The sequence below is a fragment of the Nitrospira sp. Ecomares 2.1 genome (assembly GCF_965152585.1).
The window spans coordinates 3200185-3219480 of the sequence record NZ_OZ224219.1 but is presented as its reverse complement, the minus strand read 5'-3'; the positions used below and the strand labels follow the sequence as shown (position 1 = coordinate 3219480).

At 49.4% G+C, this 19296-nt stretch carries 17 protein-coding genes and 1 pseudogene; 17 read left to right on the top strand and 1 reads right to left on the bottom strand.

The features are described from left to right. Positions 1–867: 867 nt before the first annotated feature. Positions 868–1014, bottom strand: a complete 147-nt coding sequence (locus ACWHYD_RS14160; protein WP_447962675.1) for a hypothetical protein — start codon at positions 1012–1014, stop codon at positions 868–870. Positions 1015–1507: 493 nt separating this feature from the next. On the opposite strand from ACWHYD_RS14160, the gene ACWHYD_RS14155 reads away from it, so the two are divergent. The 17 genes and pseudogenes from ACWHYD_RS14155 to ACWHYD_RS14075 all read left to right on the top strand — a co-directional run bounded on the left by ACWHYD_RS14155 (position 1508) and on the right by ACWHYD_RS14075 (position 19274). Further along, positions 1508–2494 (top strand): sugar phosphate nucleotidyltransferase, encoded by a 987-nt coding sequence (locus tag ACWHYD_RS14155; RefSeq protein WP_447962674.1) that lies wholly within the window; start codon positions 1508–1510, stop codon positions 2492–2494. A gap of 242 nt (positions 2495–2736) precedes the next feature. Next, entirely contained in the window at positions 2737–3255 is a 519-nt protein-coding gene (locus tag ACWHYD_RS14150; RefSeq protein ID WP_447962673.1) for a DUF1264 domain-containing protein, read from the top strand. Positions 3256–3401: 146 nt separating this feature from the next. Beyond that, on the top strand, positions 3402–3890 hold the full coding sequence (locus tag ACWHYD_RS14145; protein ID WP_447962672.1) for a hypothetical protein: 489 nt from the start codon (positions 3402–3404) through the stop codon (positions 3888–3890). A 185-nt stretch (positions 3891–4075) separates the two neighbouring features. Next, positions 4076–4405 (top strand): cupin domain-containing protein, encoded by a 330-nt coding sequence (locus ACWHYD_RS14140; RefSeq protein WP_447962671.1) that lies wholly within the window; start codon positions 4076–4078, stop codon positions 4403–4405. A gap of 127 nt (positions 4406–4532) precedes the next feature. After that, on the top strand, positions 4533–4967 hold the full coding sequence (locus tag ACWHYD_RS14135; RefSeq protein WP_447962670.1) for a CBS domain-containing protein: 435 nt from the start codon (positions 4533–4535) through the stop codon (positions 4965–4967). A gap of 170 nt (positions 4968–5137) precedes the next feature. Beyond that, the gene (locus ACWHYD_RS14130) at positions 5138–5428 is read left to right on the top strand and encodes a hypothetical protein (RefSeq protein ID WP_447962669.1); all 291 of its coding nucleotides are present in this window, start codon (positions 5138–5140) and stop codon (positions 5426–5428) included. 280 nt (positions 5429–5708) lie between these two features. Continuing rightward, a complete protein-coding gene (locus ACWHYD_RS14125) occupies positions 5709–6167 on the top strand; it encodes a hypothetical protein (protein WP_447962668.1) in 459 nt (152 codons plus the stop codon). A 725-nt stretch (positions 6168–6892) separates the two neighbouring features. Beyond that, complete coding sequence (locus ACWHYD_RS14120) at positions 6893–7453, top strand: response regulator (RefSeq protein ID WP_447965879.1); 561 nt, start codon at positions 6893–6895, stop codon at positions 7451–7453. Positions 7454–8030: 577 nt separating this feature from the next. Further along, on the top strand, positions 8031–9572 hold the full coding sequence (gene malQ / locus ACWHYD_RS14115; protein ID WP_447962667.1) for a 4-alpha-glucanotransferase: 1542 nt from the start codon (positions 8031–8033) through the stop codon (positions 9570–9572). A 43-nt stretch (positions 9573–9615) separates the two neighbouring features. Beyond that, positions 9616–10560: a universal stress protein gene (locus ACWHYD_RS14110; RefSeq protein ID WP_447962666.1), complete on the top strand. Its 945-nt coding sequence runs from the start codon at positions 9616–9618 to the stop codon at positions 10558–10560. Positions 10561–10704: 144 nt separating this feature from the next. Next, entirely contained in the window at positions 10705–13401 is a 2697-nt protein-coding gene (locus ACWHYD_RS14105) for a cation-transporting P-type ATPase (protein WP_447962665.1), read from the top strand. A 153-nt stretch (positions 13402–13554) separates the two neighbouring features. Beyond that, complete coding sequence (locus ACWHYD_RS14100; RefSeq protein ID WP_447962664.1) at positions 13555–13863, top strand: hypothetical protein; 309 nt, start codon at positions 13555–13557, stop codon at positions 13861–13863. Between the two features lie 2 nt (positions 13864–13865). Further along, a pseudogene (locus ACWHYD_RS14095) lies at positions 13866–14200 on the top strand (phosphoketolase family protein); the annotation flags it as partial. Between the two features lie 196 nt (positions 14201–14396). Continuing rightward, positions 14397–14819 carry a nucleoside diphosphate kinase regulator gene (rnk, locus tag ACWHYD_RS14090; RefSeq protein WP_447965878.1) on the top strand — a complete coding sequence of 141 codons (423 nt, stop codon included), beginning with the start codon at positions 14397–14399 and terminating at the stop codon, positions 14817–14819. A 479-nt stretch (positions 14820–15298) separates the two neighbouring features. Beyond that, the gene (locus tag ACWHYD_RS14085; RefSeq protein ID WP_447962663.1) at positions 15299–16831 is read left to right on the top strand and encodes an alpha-amylase family glycosyl hydrolase; all 1533 of its coding nucleotides are present in this window, start codon (positions 15299–15301) and stop codon (positions 16829–16831) included. Positions 16832–17806: 975 nt separating this feature from the next. After that, positions 17807–18682 (top strand): hypothetical protein, encoded by an 876-nt coding sequence (locus ACWHYD_RS14080; protein WP_447962662.1) that lies wholly within the window; start codon positions 17807–17809, stop codon positions 18680–18682. A gap of 340 nt (positions 18683–19022) precedes the next feature. Then, positions 19023–19274: a hypothetical protein gene (locus ACWHYD_RS14075; RefSeq protein WP_447962661.1), complete on the top strand. Its 252-nt coding sequence runs from the start codon at positions 19023–19025 to the stop codon at positions 19272–19274. Positions 19275–19296 lie beyond the last annotated feature (22 nt).

Sequence of the window (19296 nt, the reverse complement as noted above, 5' to 3'; positions counted from 1 at the left end):
GTCCACGCTTTTGTCCCCCGATTGGAAATGAATTCGCATTTGATCGGACCAAATACACAATCGCTGCAAGGCGTTTGCCTGGTATAGAGAGTTGGTGTTGGCGTATATTTCTCTTTTTGGTCACTATGCCGGCCGGGAAGACTCTAGCCAATTCCAGCCCACACGTTAAAGCCCGGCCTACTGCCCACGCAATTATTCGGCCTCGCGTCGCTGGTCCAGCAACCGTCCTACTCAGTTTTCGGAACCTTATCCCGATGAAGGGGGAATGCGACGGGATTTTTGGGGCGCGAGGATGGGCGAAACGCTGTCTTAATGTTTGAAAAATTCCGAGGGATAGTAACGCAAGCCCTGGAAGACCATGTCATCCAGAGTAAAACGAAGCATCTCGCAAGGTCTTGATGTTTCCAAAGACTTCATCGTTCCTTCGCTGTTGAATCGAAATAACAGATTGGTGAGGATTCGGTTTATCACAAAAAATTCATCCCTCCCTAAATGGGAAAATTGCAGCATCTACACATGATGTGGACCCGGTTTGCCATCCTCCTGACTTCGATGGCGACCGGGCCGACCGGCTCGGAATCGGCCAAGCGGCATTGCTCCTCTTCCGGACTGACCGCCTCGAGCAACACAGCGCTCAAATGCTGGGAGATGGTGCTGTCGTGAGACAGCCTGCAGGCGTTGGAATAATATCAGAACTTCGGGCACCTTCGTCTGCCTGAGAAACCGGTCATACATCGCGATATTGTCGTGTTCACCTTGAACGCCGGCTTGACAGGCCTCGAGTATAGACGACGGAGGCTCAAGCTTCTCTTCCCAGTCATCTTTGGGTAACGGAATTTTAATGTGCCCGCACAGAAGTTCAAGCGCTCACGCATGGGTTTCCTCCGCGTTTACGATATTGCTGAACGGCCGTATTTCACCGAATGTGTTGAGCACGAGGCGATAGAACGCCCGCGCCTTGTATTCATCCATTAGCGCTTCCAGAACCATCGCCTTGGTGTTGGCATCAAGCATGTGAATCACCTCCCATCTTTTGACTAGGCGGGGAAACTCACCATCGACCCGTCCAAGGCGTAGTGATTTCCTCCCTTCTACCTTGGTGCTTAAAACATGCCAACGATTTCCACCCCTTGATGTACATGTCCCCAGATGAACGCTCAGACGATTGTTGGAGGAAGACTCACCCGCCACTTTATATTGGGCTGGTCCTTTTCACGCTTTCTAGATATTCCATATTCCACGAAAAGAACTGTAGATATTTGCCACGTCCGTGCAAAATTTTTTGTAGCCAAATGGGTCATCGGTTTGGGGATGGGAAAATGATGCCTGCCGTCAGATGCCCAATAGAAAAGAAATTTTCGTAATGGTACCGAACTTGAAGAGAATGTAGGAAATACCAATCAAGTGAGCGAAACTATTAGAAGAACTGAAAGATCTTTACCCTGTTTGCGTTCGCAGAACCAAAAGCTTTGAGAAGGGTTTTTTGTTTGCTGAAAAAGGGGACTCCATGAAAGACCAAAACACGGCAAAGGGAGAACGCTGGTCAGTGATCTTGGCTGGAGGAGAAGGGGAGCGAACGCGTCCGTTTATTGAGCAGTGGCTGGGGTATCACAAGCCCAAACAGTATTGTTCGTTTGTGGGCCATCGTTCCATGTTGCAACATACGTGGGATCGTGCGGACCTCTTGACGCATCCTGAACACAAAATAACCGTCATTGCTCAGAACCACTTTCGAGAAGTGGTAACTCAGTCGGCGAATCGATCCTGTGGCCAGGTGATTGGACAACCTCGGAACTGTGATACGGCTGCCGGGATTTTTCTTCCCTTAACGTACATTCGGGCTCAGAATTCCCATGCGACGGTGGCACTGTATCCAGCAGACCATTTTGTATTCCCCGAAAATCGATTTATGGACACGGTTGAAAAGGCTATTCAGGCGACCACCATCTTTCAAGATCGAATTATGCTCCTCGGTGTCAGGCCCACATCTCTTGAGCTCGAGTATGGATGGATCGAACCAGGAGGACCCCTGGGATTAAGTGGCGGACTGTGCGTGAGACGGGTGCATGCCTTTCTCGAGAAGCCAAACGCTAACCAGGGGCTAGCCGCTCAGGCCAAAGGAGCCCTTTGGAATACCTTTATCATGGCCGCCAGAGTGGAGACTTTCTGGAGATTGGGATGGAAATGTATGCCGGAGATTATGGAACGATTTGAACAATTGGAAAAAGTTATAGGCACACCTCAGGAAAGTCGGACTCTTCGTGAAATCTACCATGATATGCCGCGGCGGAACTTTTCATCCGATCTTTTGGGTTGTGCCCCTGAATCGGTTGGAGTGCTTGAACTCAAAAATGTTCTGTGGAGCGACTGGGGTCGGCCCGATCGTATCGCTGACACTATTCGCGCCATAGGAAAAACGCCGGCTTTTGGATTGGAATGCCTGATGGAATCGCGTCGTGCACGCAATGAGAATCAGCTGACAGAGGTCTTGTGATGCGAACGAGTCAACAATCAGAGAGCCGTGAAGACGCAACCCATCCCATTTCCCTCGGGCTAAAGAAAAGCCGTTGTCTCTAAAAAGAGAGGGGCTAAACTATCCAGCGGAGATCTATTCCACTGAATTCCAAAATGAATTTCCCATAACAGATGTTGGAAATGACAAGTGGTTAAACGAAAAATCCCAATTTATTCATTCGGGGAGAGGGATGATGATTCACATTCATCAAGGAGGTTGCTATGTCTCATGCTATCCGAATTCTAGGACTGACGAGTGTGTTGACTGTTGTGATGATGGGAGGAATGTCTGCGCCCGCGATGAGCGCTGGTTCCGGCCCGGCAGATGGCTATGATCTTCATGTCCAAGCGCCGCATCTCATGGCCAACGGAGAGATTGGTGGTCCATTTCACCATTTCTGTAAGGGAATTTCAGACACCATTTTTCAGTGTCTCTTGTTTGAGACCACCGAGGCCAATGCTCCGCTCGTCGCTGTGGAATATTTCGTGGCCAAGAAGGCTTCCAGAACGCTTCCGTTAATCCAATGGCACCGGTATTTCCATGATCATCAGGAGGAGATTAACACTGGTCGCCTGTTTATCCTTGATGTCGATGATGAGAACAAGAAAAAAGAAATTGCCGAAGCTGCAGGCAAAACCGATGGAGTCATTTATCACTTGTGGCAAAAAGGACAGGCGTTCCCGGATGGAACCGTGACCTTCCCACAATCGATTGGTGTGCAGTTTCCTCAACCAAACTAATTAGTAATGACTGGACGGGGAACCTCAAAAATCCCCCGTTCCTTCCGGATGTGACTGTGATAACAAAAAAGGAGTCTGGGGCCTATCTCTAGCGAAATCATGAGGGTTAATGGATCAAACAATCTATGCTTTGTGAGGTATAGGAAATGAATACACGACAGTTTGGCATATTAGTCATGACGACTCTTCTGGCCGGGGTGGTGGGTGGAGCGCTGTCCAACCTTGTTTTCCTCAATGCCGCAGTGTCAGCAGAGGAATCCGAGCACCCAAAGAAAGTTGTTACGGCGGAGGAATTCCGCCTTGTGACGAAGGATGGCCAACCCCGGGCCACGCTGCTTCTGTGGAATGGGGAATTGCCGGCTTTGACCCTCGCTGATGAAACCTGTCATAACCGTGTGTTCCTCGGTGTCTTTAATGAAGCACAGCCGGCATTGATCCTTAACGATAAAGGCTGTAAGCAACGAGCGGCTCTGGATCTGCAGCCGGATGGATTGCCTTCCCTCACTCTCAGAGACAAGAATGACGTTCCACGCGCACGGCTCCGTGTGTTGCTGGATGGAAGTCCTGTGCTGACCCTCTTTAATCAGAACGGCCAGATTGCCTGGTCACCGCCCTTACCCTCCTCCGAACCGTAGAGATCGACTAGGGAACGGGATCCTCTTGTGTGGTAGGGACCAGGATATCCGCGAGGAACAAACGGACGTTTCAAACACTTGACTCAGTCCATCTCAGACGAACGCGTTGCGTGAAGTTCTTCTTGAAAAGAAATGATAATCATTCAATTTCAATACTTCTATTGAAATCAAAGGGGGAGAGACCAATGAGCAAAGAAAAATTTCACCACACCGCTAAAATGCAGTGGGAGAAACTTCAAGAATTCCCGGGGCCCGCAGACGTCAAGATTGTTCGAGAAGACCCATCCCTTGGCGCCAAAACCATGCTTGTTCGGATTCCTGCCGGCGGCCGGATTACGCCTCATAGCCACCGTGGCATCGTTCAGCATTTTGTTCTTGAGGGACAGTACGAGACGGACGGCCAGGTCTGTGAATCGGGCAGTTATCGGATGATGCCCGAGCATTGTAATGTGTCTCCCATTTCAACCAAAGACGGAGTGACCATCCTCATGATCTATGACCCGGTTTCCAACTAAGCCCGTTATATCCGGTAACTTGGCTACGGGGTGACTTTTTGTATGATGGAATTTTATGAACAATGCGTAATGCTTGCTGTCTGTCTATGGATGCCGAAGTTTTTCCATTTTAATTTGAGGAGGTCATATGGCTATTCAAGGTGTCCCAGCCTCAGGGTTTAAGACTGTCGGACAGATTGTGCCAACCAATGAATTGAAATTCGGTAGGAAATTGAATGCCCTGGCGGCGGCGGTCGAGTTACTTTCTCATCATACCCCGGGAGGGCCGGTCGTGGACGAAAAAAACCATTTTATCGGCTTTATTAGTGAATTTGATGTTCTCCGTGCTTTGGAAGCAGGAAAAGACCTGAACAAGGTGACGGTCGAAGACGTGATGAAAAAAGATCATATTTCAATTACTGATACGACATCGATCAAGGATGCCGTGCACCTCATGGAAGAGCAACGATTGTTGAGTCTGCCGGTAGAGCGAAACGGGGAGGTGATGTATACCGTGACAAGGCATGATCTGTTGAGGGCCTGGATTGGATTAGGATTGGGCATAGAAGATGGGAATGAGTAGATCAATGGATTGGCGATCACTCCCAGTATGGGAAAACCCACGTAGTCTATAAGACGGACATGTTTATTGAGGGGTAAATCTCAGAGATCCCGGAGCGGGGGAGGGGTTGGATCATACTGAGAGTGGAATGTGAGCCTTCCTGGTCTTTGTGAGGGCATGAGAGGTGGTTTATGAATTCAGAATCTAACAGCTATGTCACCGTCAGGGTTTTTGAAGCTTCAGATCCCTGTGAATGGGAACTTCTGGGGCCGGATGGAACGGCCATTGAAGGATGGCATCTTCTGTCGGTGGGGCGTGACCATTCGGGGAGGTACTCGCTTCAGGTGACCTTTGATCAATTTCATTGTGTCAATGCGGTGGGCCAAAAGGTCAACATACATCTGAGTGGGGTTTCCGCTCAGATGTTGGAGAAAGAACCATCCCCTCCGAGTGCCCGTACCCATCGGCTCCCACAGCATTGATGAAGAAGTTAAGCGGATGGAAGAGGGGGAGGGTCGAGAACATTCACATAGAGTCTAAAATACTTCGCAAGTAGATCATTCCAGGTAACAAGGGTTTTTCACAGCTGCACTGGAAGGTGTCTTTTTATAGGCTGAGTAAAAGGAGCATTGAGAGGGTAACTATGCTGGTGTTCGTGAGAATGGGAAGATATTGAATTTTAAGAAAAAGAGAGAGAAATGTTTTAATGACTACCTCTTAAGTTGCAAGAGGTAAGCAATCCTTTAATCAGGAGGGATATATATGCGTGCATTGGCATATTTGTTGATAGGAGTGTTGGGTGGGATGGGCGTGATGAGCCTTAGCCAAAAGGGAGGACCAAGTCCCACTACGATGTTGGCCCCAGTGAGTTATGCGATGACGTCTGCCGAGCAAGCTTCTGAAAGAGCAGACGAGAAACCCTGGACGGGCGCCGATTTATTAGAGATGGCGCAGGTCTATGATCAACAGGCCGATGAGCTTCAAAGTGAGGCGGTCAGATTGGAACAGCGAGCCATAAGCCTTGCAGAAAAGCCTCATATGGATCCCAAGGGGTTTACCAGGTCGGGATGGATGTTAATTGCCTCAACGCGATGGAAGTCGGCAAAAGAATTACGAGAATTGGCCGCCATGCATCGTTCGGAAGGACAACGTCTCCTGGCATTGGAAAAAAACGGAAAAATCCCGACAGATAATTCAGATAAGGACGGGGATTCCTCTTAGAAGCATGGCACATGAATTGTGATGTTTTTTCAGGTTTACTTTAGGTTAGGATCCCCTGGGTTCGTGTTTTGTCCTTGTCTACCCTCCTTTCGCAAAGAGTTTTATTGGCACTGATCACCCGAGGGCCGTGGTCGTGGCAAAGACAATCTTTTGATACCACCATTATTTATTCAACATGATCATGGCTGCGGAAATGGGAGCGGCGGGAAATTTCCTTGCTCTATCTCTAGATGACCATTCTAGGGACACGTCGGAACCGGAAGGAGACAAAATGGATGCCTTAATGTTACTGGGTGGACTGGCGCTCATGATCGGGGTGATCGGCTTTATTGTTTTGGTGAAAGGCTGGAAAAAGAGGCCCCCTGGACCTGAATAGGCGGGTGGCGCAAAGGCGACCATTTGCCCATTGAGAATCACGGGCTGGCTGGGAATGGTGTTTGGTGGTTGATAGAGCAGAATATACGGGTCTGCCAAAAATACATATCAGAGTATGAAGATTATGTGTAGAGATTCCGCCAATAGAGGTTCCAACACTATCCTGATATTGGGCAATTGGCCTCTATGAGGAATTTCCCTTTCTAGATAGCCACTCACAGTGCTGTGTCAGTAGCTGAGAAGGTTCACTGATATATTTACGAAATGAAAATGGTATAGAATTTGTACCATCTACCATGAAAGAGTGGCTGAGCAGTTCCTTGGGATGTTGAGAGGGAGGTAATATCTTGATGATTATGATTGTGACATTTCACGAGGATTTTCGAGGAAGGATTTCTGCTTTTCTCTCTGAGAAAGGCTATGAAGTCTGTGTTCCTCCTCATAGACAGGATGTTATTCCCCTGGTAAAGGAAAAATCCCCTTTAGTGGTCGTGTTGGATATGTATGTGGCGGAACCAAACGGACTGGACGTGCTCAAGGAGCTACGAGCCCAACATTATCAAGGAAAAATTGTGGCGCTGGCCGGAACCTCGGTGCGTTCCTTAATGTCACAGGCCTCTCAGCTTGGCGTGGACCAGGTGATTGGAGGATTTCAAGGCGCTGGCGGGGCCCTGAATCTTGATCAGGTGGAATCGGCTATCAAAATGGCATTGCGCCCCGGCATAGCTAAACGCGCATTTGAATTGTACGAGGCACGGGGCCGGACGCCGGGGAATGACTTGGAGGACTGGTTTGAAGCTGAGCGACAAATTTTCCGTGTCGGAAAGTCTGTGTTAGCGGCGAAGCCAACAAAAGCTGAAACTACAAAAGGCTTGAAGAAGCCAACAAAAACAAATAAGACATCATCCTAAAGATCTCGATCGCAACACTTTGGTGAATTCTGCGCTGTGCTGTCTTGTGCGTGTCATCGAGAGTCCAAGCAAGAGTGTTGCCTTCTCACCCTTCAACTCAAAAGCTGTTCATCGCTTGCAGCCGGAACTCTTTGTGAATCTGGCCGGAAGAAGTCCTAGGGTTGACGGTATCCCTAGCGATCAAACCGTTTAAGAGAGAGTTTACCGTATCGAGGTTTTAATTTGGCGCATTTTGGGTCAGTAGTTTCTTGGCCCTGTAGAGGAATGCATCATTGGAGGCGTCCCGCTTCCTCTACCCTATAACCCGGATATGGTGCGAAAGGGCTCCTAATGCGGAATGGTTTGGAAGGATGTAGGTGTGGGTAAGACTGGTGCAATATTTGCTGTTATAACAAATTTCATACGTAAGGCTGCAAACAAAAAAGAAAGCACCCTGAAAGTTCCAACATCCAACTCAATCTTAACGGTCGGACGTCTCCAACATGTCCTGCAGATGCCATCAGGAATCAGGAAAACCGGATTTTCAACTTAATTTTTCTACTCAACAGGTTTTCAACGCATTTCGCTTGGGATCAAGGTGAATCTGACAAGAGGCAGTGGAATCTTATTGCATCCGACATCCCTCCCAGGAGCATGGGGAATCGGGGATTTAGGGCCCGCTGCCTGTCAGTTTGTTGATTTTCTCATTGCAGCCGGTCAGAGTTGGTGGCAGATGTTGCCACTGGGACCGACCGGGTATGGCAATTCTCCCTACATGTGCTTTTCCGCCTTCGCAGGAAACCCACTACTCATCAGTCCGGAAAAACTTGTGGAGGATGGATTTGTCTCCGCATCCAATGTGGGGCGGCCTTTGTCTTTTCCGGCGGACCATGTGGATTACCCTCTGGTCCTTGCGCATAAGCGCCTAATCTTCGAAAAGTCTTTTGAGCAGTTTAAAGCTAATCCTCCAGCTGAACATCGCCAAGCCTTTTTGTTGTTCCGTGAGAAACATGCTTCCTGGTTAGAAGACTTCTCTCTTTTTATGTCTTTGAAAGAAAGCTATGCGGGGCAACCATGGACTCGATGGGATACGTCACTGATCGTTCGAGATCCTCAAGCCCTGCAGGACTGCAGTCGTCGCCTCAGGGATAAGATTGAGTATCATCAGTTTCTTCAGTACCTGTTTTTTCACCAATGGTCCGCCCTGAGACAGTATGCTCATGCCAGGGGGGTCAGAATTATCGGAGACCTCCCGATTTATATCGCTCATGATAGTTCAGACGTCTGGGCGCACCCTGATTCATTCTATCTGGATGATCAATGTCAACCGTCCGTAGTGGCCGGGGTGCCGCCGGACTATTTCAGCGAAACAGGACAACGGTGGGGGAATCCGATTTACCGGTGGGACGTGAGAGCTGGGTCCGGGTACCATTGGTGGATCGATCGATTTCGTGCCAATCTTGCTCTTGTCGATATGATTCGATTGGATCATTTCCGGGGGTTTGAAGCCTATTGGGAAATCCCGGCTTCTGAACCTCATGCTATCCATGGTCGCTGGGTGAAAGGTCCGGGAGGCGAATTGTTTGCAGCCGTGAAAACCGCACTGGGTGATTTGCCTGTGATCGCGGAAGATCTTGGTGTGATCACCCCCGAGGTTGAGGCGTTACGGGATTCTTGTGGATTTCCCGGCATGCGAATTTTACAAATGGCCTTCGGCAACGATCCCAAAGCCCATCATTATCGACCCCATCACTATACCCAGAATTCCATTGTTTATACGGCTACTCATGACCATAATACGACGGTCGGGTGGTTTACCGCTGAACCGGGGAAGGAAACCACCCAATCCAAAGAGGAGATCAAGGAGGAGCGTGTGAATGTGTTGCGCTATCTCGGGACTGACGGTCGAGATATTCATTGGGATGTGATTCGACTGGCCATGAGTTCTGTTGCCCAACTCGCCATGGTTCCGTTTCAGGACGTTTTGGGATTGGGGAGTGAATGCCGGATGAATCGCCCCGGCACGCTCAAGGGGAACTGGGAATGGCGGGTTCACCCTGGTGAGATGACAGAGAATGTTGGGAACCGACTCCGTGACCTGACAGGTTTATTTGATCGGCTGCCAATACCCATGCCTTAGGAATCCTAAAAAATAAAAGCCTTTGCGAGAAAGGGGGCTGACAATGAAAATTTTAGTGGCGGTTGATCCTTCCGAACATACGCAGGAGGCCATTCGATTTGTGAAATCGGTGGATTGGCCAAAGACATCAGAAATGTATCTCATTCATGTGATCGAGATGAAACATGCGTCTTCTCTGATACCGTCGGATGGGCCTTCCAGTTGGGATCGGGTCATTTCCGAAGCAAGAGGGAAACTGTTCACTAAAGCGAAGGGTCTTCTTAAGCAGACGCAGAAGGAGATTCTTGAAGAAAGGGCTGTGACCATTAAGTCCCTGGTGATGGAAGGGCTTCCGGGTGCGCAAATTTTACAGGCGGTGGAGGACTATCAAATTGACCTGGTCATCTTAGGAACCCGTGGTCTTTCCAATGTGAAACGGTTTCTTCTAGGGAGTACCAGTGATTGGGTGATGAGGGAAGCCCCGTGTTCAGTGTTATTGGTTCGTGAAAAACTCAGTAAGGTGACGATGGGAAAAGCCGCCGCCAAAATTCTTCTGGCCACCGATGGATCATCCGTTGCGCTCAATACTGTGGATATGCTCGGTCTGTTGGCTTGTAAGACCCCTCCAAAGGTGACGGTGGCGCATGTGGTGGGAAAGCCCGTGTATTTGGAAGGTTGGTTTGGGAGAAAAGGAAAACCCGCCTTTAAACAATTAGCGGGACAATTCTTGGAAAAATCTCACAAAGAAGCGGCCAGCCATCTGGAAGAGTTGAGCCAAAGAGTCAAAGACCTCGGCATGAAAGTCGATACTGTCTTGACCAAAGGAGACCCTGCTGAAGAAATTGTCAAAATCGCCGAGCGTTCAAAACCCAGATTGATCATGGTGGGATCAAAAGGATTTAAGGGGGGGAAGCCCGTCCCATTGGGAGATGTGGTCAGAAAAATCGCCCGCCATGCCCCATGTTCGGTGTTTCTCATCCGCCCTGGCAGATCTAAGCAAGAGGGTTGATGGCCGTCCCCTTTCTCCAGAAACACTCAAGACCATCAGGGTGTTTCCATAAGGAGGCAGAGAATTCTGAGCCTGCTTTTATGCGTTCTCTTAACTTCAATTGAAATGAGCACGATGCCTGCATCCGATAAAAAAAGGTCAGACATGTGCTGGCATGCCTTGGATGGTGAATCCGTTCTCAAGGCTTTGGCCGGTCAGGTTGGGGGGTTAACTCAGGATGTGGCTGCCAAACGTCTGGCCCTCTATGGCCCCAATCGTTTACGCCCACCTAAAAAACAAGCCTCCTGGCAGCGGTTTCTCGCCCAGTTTCACAATATTCTCATTTATATTCTGCTGGGAGCAGGTGTTGTAACCGCCATTCTCGGTCATTGGGTGGATACCAGCGTGATTTTTGGCGTCGTGGTGATTAATGCCGTCATCGGATTTCTTCAGGAAGGCAAAGCCGAAAGGGCGATGGATGCCATTCGCCGGATGTTGTCCGTGCAAGCCTCCGGCCTTCGTGATGGAGCCCGGTGCTCCATTCCAGCGGAAGATCTTGTGCCTGGGGATATTGTGTTTCTCCAATCAGGGGACAAGGTTCCAGCAGATCTGCGTCTTCTCAGGGTGAAAGCGTTGCGTATAGAAGAAGCCGCCTTGACCGGTGAGTCCGTGCCGGTTGAGAAGCATATACAACCGGTTCCCGAAACCGCGTCCATTGGTGATCGAAAAGGCATGGTCTATTCGGGAACTCTGGTGACCTATGGAACAGGGACCGGCGTGGTCGTCGCAACCGGAGATGCCACAGAAATTGGACGGATCAGCGCCATGCTGGCGGGAGTGCAGACCTTAACCACGCCGCTTCTCAGAAAGATCGGAGAATTCGGGAGCCGGTTAAGTCTGGCCATTATCACCGGAGCGGTGGGTGTGTTTTTCTTCGGAATTTTTTTCCGGGAGTATGGTTTCAGTGACATGTTTCTGGCGAGCGTGGGACTTGCCGTTGCGGCCATTCCTGAAGGACTTCCCGCAATTATGACCATCACGCTCGCTATCGGGGTTCAAGCGATGGCCCGACGCCAAGCGATTATTCGCCGGCTGCCGGCTGTGGAGACCTTAGGTTCCGTCACGGTTATTTGTTCAGATAAAACCGGCACTCTTACACGAAACGAAATGACGGTACAAACATTGGCGACCGCAGCGTATGCCGTGGATGTCAGTGGCGTCGGATATGATCCTCATGGCGGATTTTCTCTGTTTGGCAACACGGTCGTGCTGACGGATCTTCCAGATGTGATGGAACTCGCTCGAGCCGGAATGTTGTGTAACGATGCGGATCTGGCTCAGGTGGAAGGGGCCTGGCAGGTCAACGGGGATCCGACGGAGGGGGCGTTGGTTACCCTCGGGAGAAAAGCCGGATTGGATTTTCGATTCGAACATGAGATGTGGCCACGGACGGATGTGATTCCCTTTGAATCGCAACACCGGTTTATGTCGACGTTGCATCACGACCATGCCGGGCATGGGTTTATGTATATCAAGGGTGCCCCTGAACGGGTTTTGGAGATGTGCGCGTTCCAGCGGAGTCTGGGGGAGGATCATCCTTTGAATAGCCGGTCGTGGCAGGATCGGATTGAGCAGATGGCCGGGCAGGGGCAGCGAGTGTTGGCCGTGGCCTTTGCCTCTACCAATCATGACCATCGAGAGTTACGGTTTCAGGATGTGGAGCAGGGTCTGACCATGTTGGGGCTCATCGGTATTGTTGACCCACCCCGGGCTGAAGCCATTGAAGCGGTCCGACAATGCCAGCAAGCCGGGATTCGGGTCAAAATGATTACCGGGGATCACCTGGTGACGGCGAGAACGATTGGCTTACAGATGCATATCGGAGATGGAAAACAGGCCATTTCGGGACAAACACTGGAAACGTTGAGTGATGAGGAATTGGCGGGTGTTGTGCGGGATATTGATATATTTGCCCGGGCAAGTCCCGAACATAAATTGCGGTTGGTGGAAGCCCTCCAGGCGGGTGGGGAAGTGGTGGCCATGACTGGAGATGGTGTGAATGACGCGCCGGCGCTGAAACGGGCGGATGTGGGAGTGGCGATGGGAGTAAAGGGAACGGAAGTGGCCAAGGAAGCGGCGGAAATGGTGCTGGCCGATGATAATTTTGCCTCCATTGCTCATGCGGTCGAGGAAGGCCGTCGGGTTTATGACAATATTCAAAAATCCATCTTGTTTATTCTACCCACCAATGTCGCCGAAGCCGGAGTGATTGTGGCCGCCATTTTATTAGGGACCATGTTGCCGATTACGCCGGTACAAATTTTGTGGGTCAACATGATCACCGCCGTCACCCTGGCCTTGGCCTTGACCCTCGAACCCCCTGAATCGGATGTCATGCGACGTCCTCCTCGAAATCCCCGTGAAGCCATTTTGTCACGGTTTCTCCTGTGGAGGATCGGCTTTGTATCAGTCTTAGCCGTAACGGGCACGTTTGGCCTGTTCCTCTGGGAGTGCGACCGGGGGACCTCAATTGAAACCGCGAGAACCATAGCCGTCAACATGTTGGTGGTTTTTGAAGCCTTTTATGTCTTGAATGCGCGGTCTTTTTATGGCTCGGTTCTTTCCCCCAAAGGATTGTTTCAAAACCCCTATGTTCCGCTCACCATAGGTATGGTCTTAGGGATTCAAGGGCTATTTACCTATACCGAAGTGATGCAGACGTTGTTTCATACCACCGGGATTGATGGATTGGCGTGGTTTCGAATTGTTGGCATTGGCCTGGTGATTTTTTTGCTGGTTGAGTTCGAGAAGTATGTGTTTCGGAATTTGCTGAAACTGAGAACTCCCGACCTGAAAACGTGACGGATGGGTCCTGACTCGGTACGGTTGTTAAGATGGCGACCGGGAAGGATCCTCTCGAAGGATCAAATTCAACTACCCGATATGAGGATGAATGGCTACAAATCAGAGGAATGATTTGACGCGACAGGCAAACGCATTCCAAAGCTAGCGGGTTTGAAACCTAAGGGTGACCGGCGAAGGGGTCCGAATCCTCATGCCAACGGTGGGTTGTTGCTCAAAGATCTCAAGAAGTCTGATTGTCAGGTTTACGCAGTGGAGGTCCCTCCCCATAAGGCTGTGGCTGAAGCGATACGGGTGATGGGCACCTTTCTCCGGGATGTCATGAAACGCAACATGGGTAATCGGAATTTCCTGGTCTTTCGTCCGCGAAAAACCGTGTCCAACCGCCTCCATTCCCTGCTGCTAAAAGGACAATCGGGTCTGCAGATTCACAAAATAGATGCGGCTATCAAGCTCCCATAAAGCTTCAACCTCAGAGCAAGCATTTGCATGGTCTGTCCGACAAGAGTTTGATACCCTGCTGACGACGGATAAACCGCTTTTTTTGCCTTTCTTGGATATCCCTGGTGGATTCATCGCCTGATATATCGGGAACCAACCATAAAAATATCCACGTTCGAGGCTATAAAGAAGAAGGCCCGACGACCACCCCCTTTTTGATATAGTTGTTCTTCACGATCTTGACCGGTATCATCTCGTGGCTGATGTGATTGATCGTGTGCCGAACCCGGATATCTTGCGGCAGGCTATTCGGGGTAAAAAGATCGATCATAAACCGTACGTTGCCAGGTACGGGTAAGATAGGCCGGAAATTAAAGATTGGAAGTGACAGTATGAGTTTTACTTTCACATGCAAGATAACGAGGGTCGTTTGGATTTATGGCCTGTTCGGGTAACATAACTCAGCGATAAACATCTTTGTGGTATCGACTCTCATGTTGATGACCTGGATGTTTACCTGAGTGTGATTTTGACAAGAACAAAGGAGACGTATGATGGAGCGCCGAGACATTTATATTACCGAATTCGATCTGAATAGACTCACTGAATTATTAGGCGTCTGGCAAACGTTCAAAGGCAGCAAGAGTACCAGTATTCATCTGGAGGGGTTATCAGAGGAGTTGGACCGGGCGAATATTGTTGACCCGAAGGACATTCCGCCTGATGTCGTGACAATGAATTCACGCGTCCGATTGTCAGATACGAGCAAAGATGAAGATCTGATCTATACGTTGGTTTTCCCGCGTGATGCCGATGCTGAGGCAGGAAAGATTTCTATTCTTGCACCAATTGGAACTGCCATTCTCGGGTACAAGGTGGGGGATATTATTGAATGGCCGGTTCCGTTAGGAATACGAAAGGTGAAAATTGAAGAGGTCCTCTATCAACCTGAAGCCGCCGGAGATTTCCACCTTTAAACGGCTCCGGGCTCGATCGTTTCAACATTAACCGCATGGGAGCGTTTTACGGCAAAGAAGTCAAATGTGGCCATCAGTAGGCCGACATCCATTTGAAGGGAATTCGGTTTGGATGCCCAATGAAAAATGTCCGGTATGGCGATGATGGAGATGCCTGTCCCATATTTTTCATCCCTGGCTCAGATCCTTGGCCGTCGTCTAAGAATAACAACTCAGGTGAGCTGGCCTGGTCGAGAGCAACGCTTTATGGTTTATCATTGTTGGCAGGATAGGGGTTTTCCGTTAACCCCGCCCGTTGTCATCGTGGATCTATTCGATTGTATCCTTTGTGTAAATGCCCCAATAATAACATTGGCCGTGACGAGGGATGGAATCCCCGATAGTCCTTTTTGGAAAGGAAGCACCTCTCCCGGCAAATACATTCCTGATCGTGTGGAATCCCCTAGGACGCTTGAGTAAGACGGATAGGATTCACCTTTATGAAACCGCGATCTTCGGTTTTTTCATCTCGCCCGCATCCCCATCTTTATGAAATTAATACATGGGTGTGGTTGCACGACCTCTCTCAGAAAATGAACCGAACAATTCGCCTTGGGGACGTTCCGGATCAAGAATGGGATGAGCTTCAGGCAAAGGGGTTTGATTGCGTGTGGCTCATGGGCTTGTGGGAGCGCAGTCCTCTTGGCCGGCGGATCGCTAGACAACACTCCGATTTGCAACAGGACTATGCCAAAGCTCTTCCCGATTGGCAGGAATACGAGGTCGTGGGTTCCCCCTATGCTATTCGGGCGTATCAGCCTGATCCTGAGCTGGGGTCCTGGGAGCAATTGAAGGACGTATTAAGAAAACTGCATGACCGCGGAATCAAATTGATTCTGGATTTTGTGCCCAATCATACCGCATTGGATCATGAGTGGACCACCAGACACCCGGAGTATTATGTTCAAGGAACTTCCAGGGATGTCACAAACTTCCCCTCGCAATTTTTTCCCATCGACACCTCAAAAGGCATTCGATATCTGGCACATGGCAAGGACCCCAATTCCCCTGCTTGGACGGACACCGCACAATTAGACTACTTCAATCCTGATACGCGAAAGGCGCTGATTCGCGAATTGCAACATGTTGCCAAATATTGTGATGGCGTTCGCTGTGATATGGCCATGTTGGTGCTCAATGAGGTGTTTGCACAGACGTGGGAAAATCATGTGAAGGGCGATGTCTGCCCTTCCGGGGAGTTCTGGACAGAAGCCATCTCCCTCCTGCCGGATTGTATGTGGATTGCCGAGGTATATTGGAATCGTGAATGGGAGCTTCAACAACTTGGTTTTCAGTTTACCTACGACAAAATCTTGTATGATCGGCTTCGACATTCGACCCCACACGAGGTCGCCCTGCATCTTCAGGCTGATACGATCTTTCAAAGCAAACTAGTGCGGTTTTTGGAAAACCATGATGAGCCGAGAAGTGCTGTGGCGTTCGGTAACGTCCGTCTCCCTGCGGTCGGGGTTCTGATGGCCACATTGCCCGGCATGCGTTTGTATCATCAAGGCCAACTTAGTGGAAAACGAATCCGGATTCCGGTTCAACTTTGCCGAGCCCAGGACGAACCCCCTGATGAAGCGACCGTGGCGTTTTATGACCGAATTCTGGCGATCACCAATGAAGACGTGTTTCATGCCGGGAAATGGGCCATGCTCACTGTCCATTCGGCCGGCGACGATTCTTTCAGTAATGTCGTCGCGTATCAATGGACAACCGAGCGGGTTTGGAAACTCATCGCGGTGAACCTGAGTCCCATGGTGGCCCAAGCGCATATTCGCCTGAACGGAGAGTTTGGAATTGAACCGGACACCTTCCCCGACTACACTTTGTATGACCAGTTCAACGATTTATCCTTTGAGGGGAGCCGAAAGGATCTCATCAAAAGCGGATTGTATGTCCGTCTCGATCCATTCGAGTGCCATATTTTTTCTATGGAAGATGGGATAATTAAGTCTGCTAAAAGGTAAAGTTAGAAATACGGTTCAGAGTGTTTGAAATTACATGAATCGATGTGAGCCCCTTCCGAAAGTTTGTAGTCGAAAATTTAGTAGCTCATTATCCCCGCAGTCTTTGTTCGTCAGGTTCCCTTCCTTGGTCAGTAACAACAGCCTTTCCTTTTCCGTCATCCTCGCGGGTTGGCAGTTGGGAGCCATCCCAAAATTCTCCTTACCTCCTTACGCCTCACAACTTCCGTAAGACGGATTGTCGATTACACTTGCCCGGCATGATGGCGTGGAGATGGCCTGATCCCAAAGCCCTACCCCCCATGCTTTATTAAGAGGGTTCAGTCTGAAATCGAGTATGTGCCTCATTGGCTACCGAACCCATGCATTCCCGAATGTATTCTGATCGGATGTGGTTTCACCTGACGTCCAACATGATTTTGACTCATGATTGAAGATTCAGGAATTTAATATACATCTAAAAATTTTAATAATGAATAAAATATTATGTATTTGTCTATGTAACTTTCATCCATATTAAATACCTCTATGCAATCACCAAATCCATCAATCAGAGTAACCCGGACGGTAATCCCGTCACCCACAAAGGAGGAGATGCCATGATTTACCAACCAACATATTCTTATCGTTGGACGCTCGCCGTAATGGTCGCAGGAATTTTTTCCATAAGTTCTGATTAGGTAGTGGAGGACTGAAGGACCGGTTCACATGGCTTATTGGTGTGGCGGATGAGACCGACTGGACTTTGGCTTGTGCCACTGAAGTTGGAGAAATGGATGTGGAGCGGACTTTAGTCAAGGCTGAGGATAAGGAAGATGAACCTGATTGGACTCTCGCTTAATTGATGAGAGGTGGGGTGGGTAGGTTTTAACAACCACCCTCCCAATTCTGTCTTGATCGGCAGATGGGATTTTAGCACCACTTTTTCTTTGATTCTTCAGGTAAGAACCTAATTCCAATTGTAAAGGAGATCTATCCATGAATGCCGATAATCAAACCACGCAATGTCGAAGACGTCGCATTTCAACCCTTGCTCCAGGCTATCAGTCCTCAACAAAAATGACGCAGTCGATGATCTTGGTATACCTGGTAATGATCATCGTCCTCTTGGACGTGTTGAGCGGGTGTAACGGCCCCTCTCCGTATCGATTGCAGGCACATTTTGCAAGTGAACCTGAAGGCTCTCAAATAATCAAAGGAAAAATCTCTACTCACTCCCAAAACCGACTACCGGTAGGCATGGCCATCGTCATGCATCCCGACTCCTCACACGATCCACTCGCGGTCACTGAGGACTCGTGGCCTCAGTTCGCGGCCAGAGTGAAGCGGGAAGTCCAGGGGCATTTTCCTGTTTCTATGTATGAGGTTGTTCGCGTGGACGGGATACCATCCGGAGAAAAGGTTTCTCTCCTTGAAGGAATGGGAGGAAATAGTCCGATTGATATGGTTTTAATTGTTCTACCCACAGCTAAAGAGATCAAGAGCCCTGCTAAGTTTGATCTTCTTCCGGAAGTAAGCATGCTGACTGGATATCAGACTGAAAATCACGCCACTGTGGAATTAGGTTTGTTAGATCTTCAATCTGGGAAATTGTTACTACAGTCCCAGGGGAATTCTTATGCCACGTTGGATCAGCTGGACGTTCCATTGTCATCGAATCGTTATCCACGAGTGAGAGGATCCGCGATGACCAGCACGATTTATCCGGAGGAGGATAAGGCGTTTGAAACGCTTAGGATGGTTGCATTGGAAGAGGCTCTTAACCAGGCTGTTATGAAGCTAACGGATGAGTGGCATGATAGCCAAGGGGGATTAACTCTCAGTGAGTTTCCTGGGGCTGGAGAGGCATCCTGAGGATGCGAAAATATGGAAAGAACGATGAGAGCAAGCCATGGGGAGAGGCCCCCGTGGCTTGAAGCCGGTTTTCTATATCGGAGGAGCTAGTTTGAATTCTGATGAGTTTGCAATGTTTTAATTATGCAAGGGTGCTTTGGATCTCACAACACATGAATAAGGAGAATAGTTTATGCGAGCACCAGCCTATGTAGTGATAGGGGTTTTTGGATAAATGGGGCTGATGGTCTTCTTCCAAGATATGGGGGGAAATCTTTGCTGGTGACACCCGTAAATTATGCGATGTCAGTTCCGGTAACTGAAAAATCCGAAGCCTTGGAACAGTAACGATCTGTTGGAGATGGCCATTATCTATGACCAACAAGCTGATAAACTGCAAAGTGGGGTGACTTGGTTGGAGCAACGGGCAATTTCCCTTGCCCAGAAATCCCACATGGAATCCAAAGGGTTTCGCCGGACTGGCTTAATGCATATCTCGGCATTACATTGGGAAGCAGCCAGAGAATTACGGGAATTAGCCACGATGCATCGGGAGGAAGGACAACGCTTGTTGGCATCAGAAAAAAGGATGGAAAGCAGAGGTAGGGGTTGAAGCAGAAAGGGAATTCCCCTCG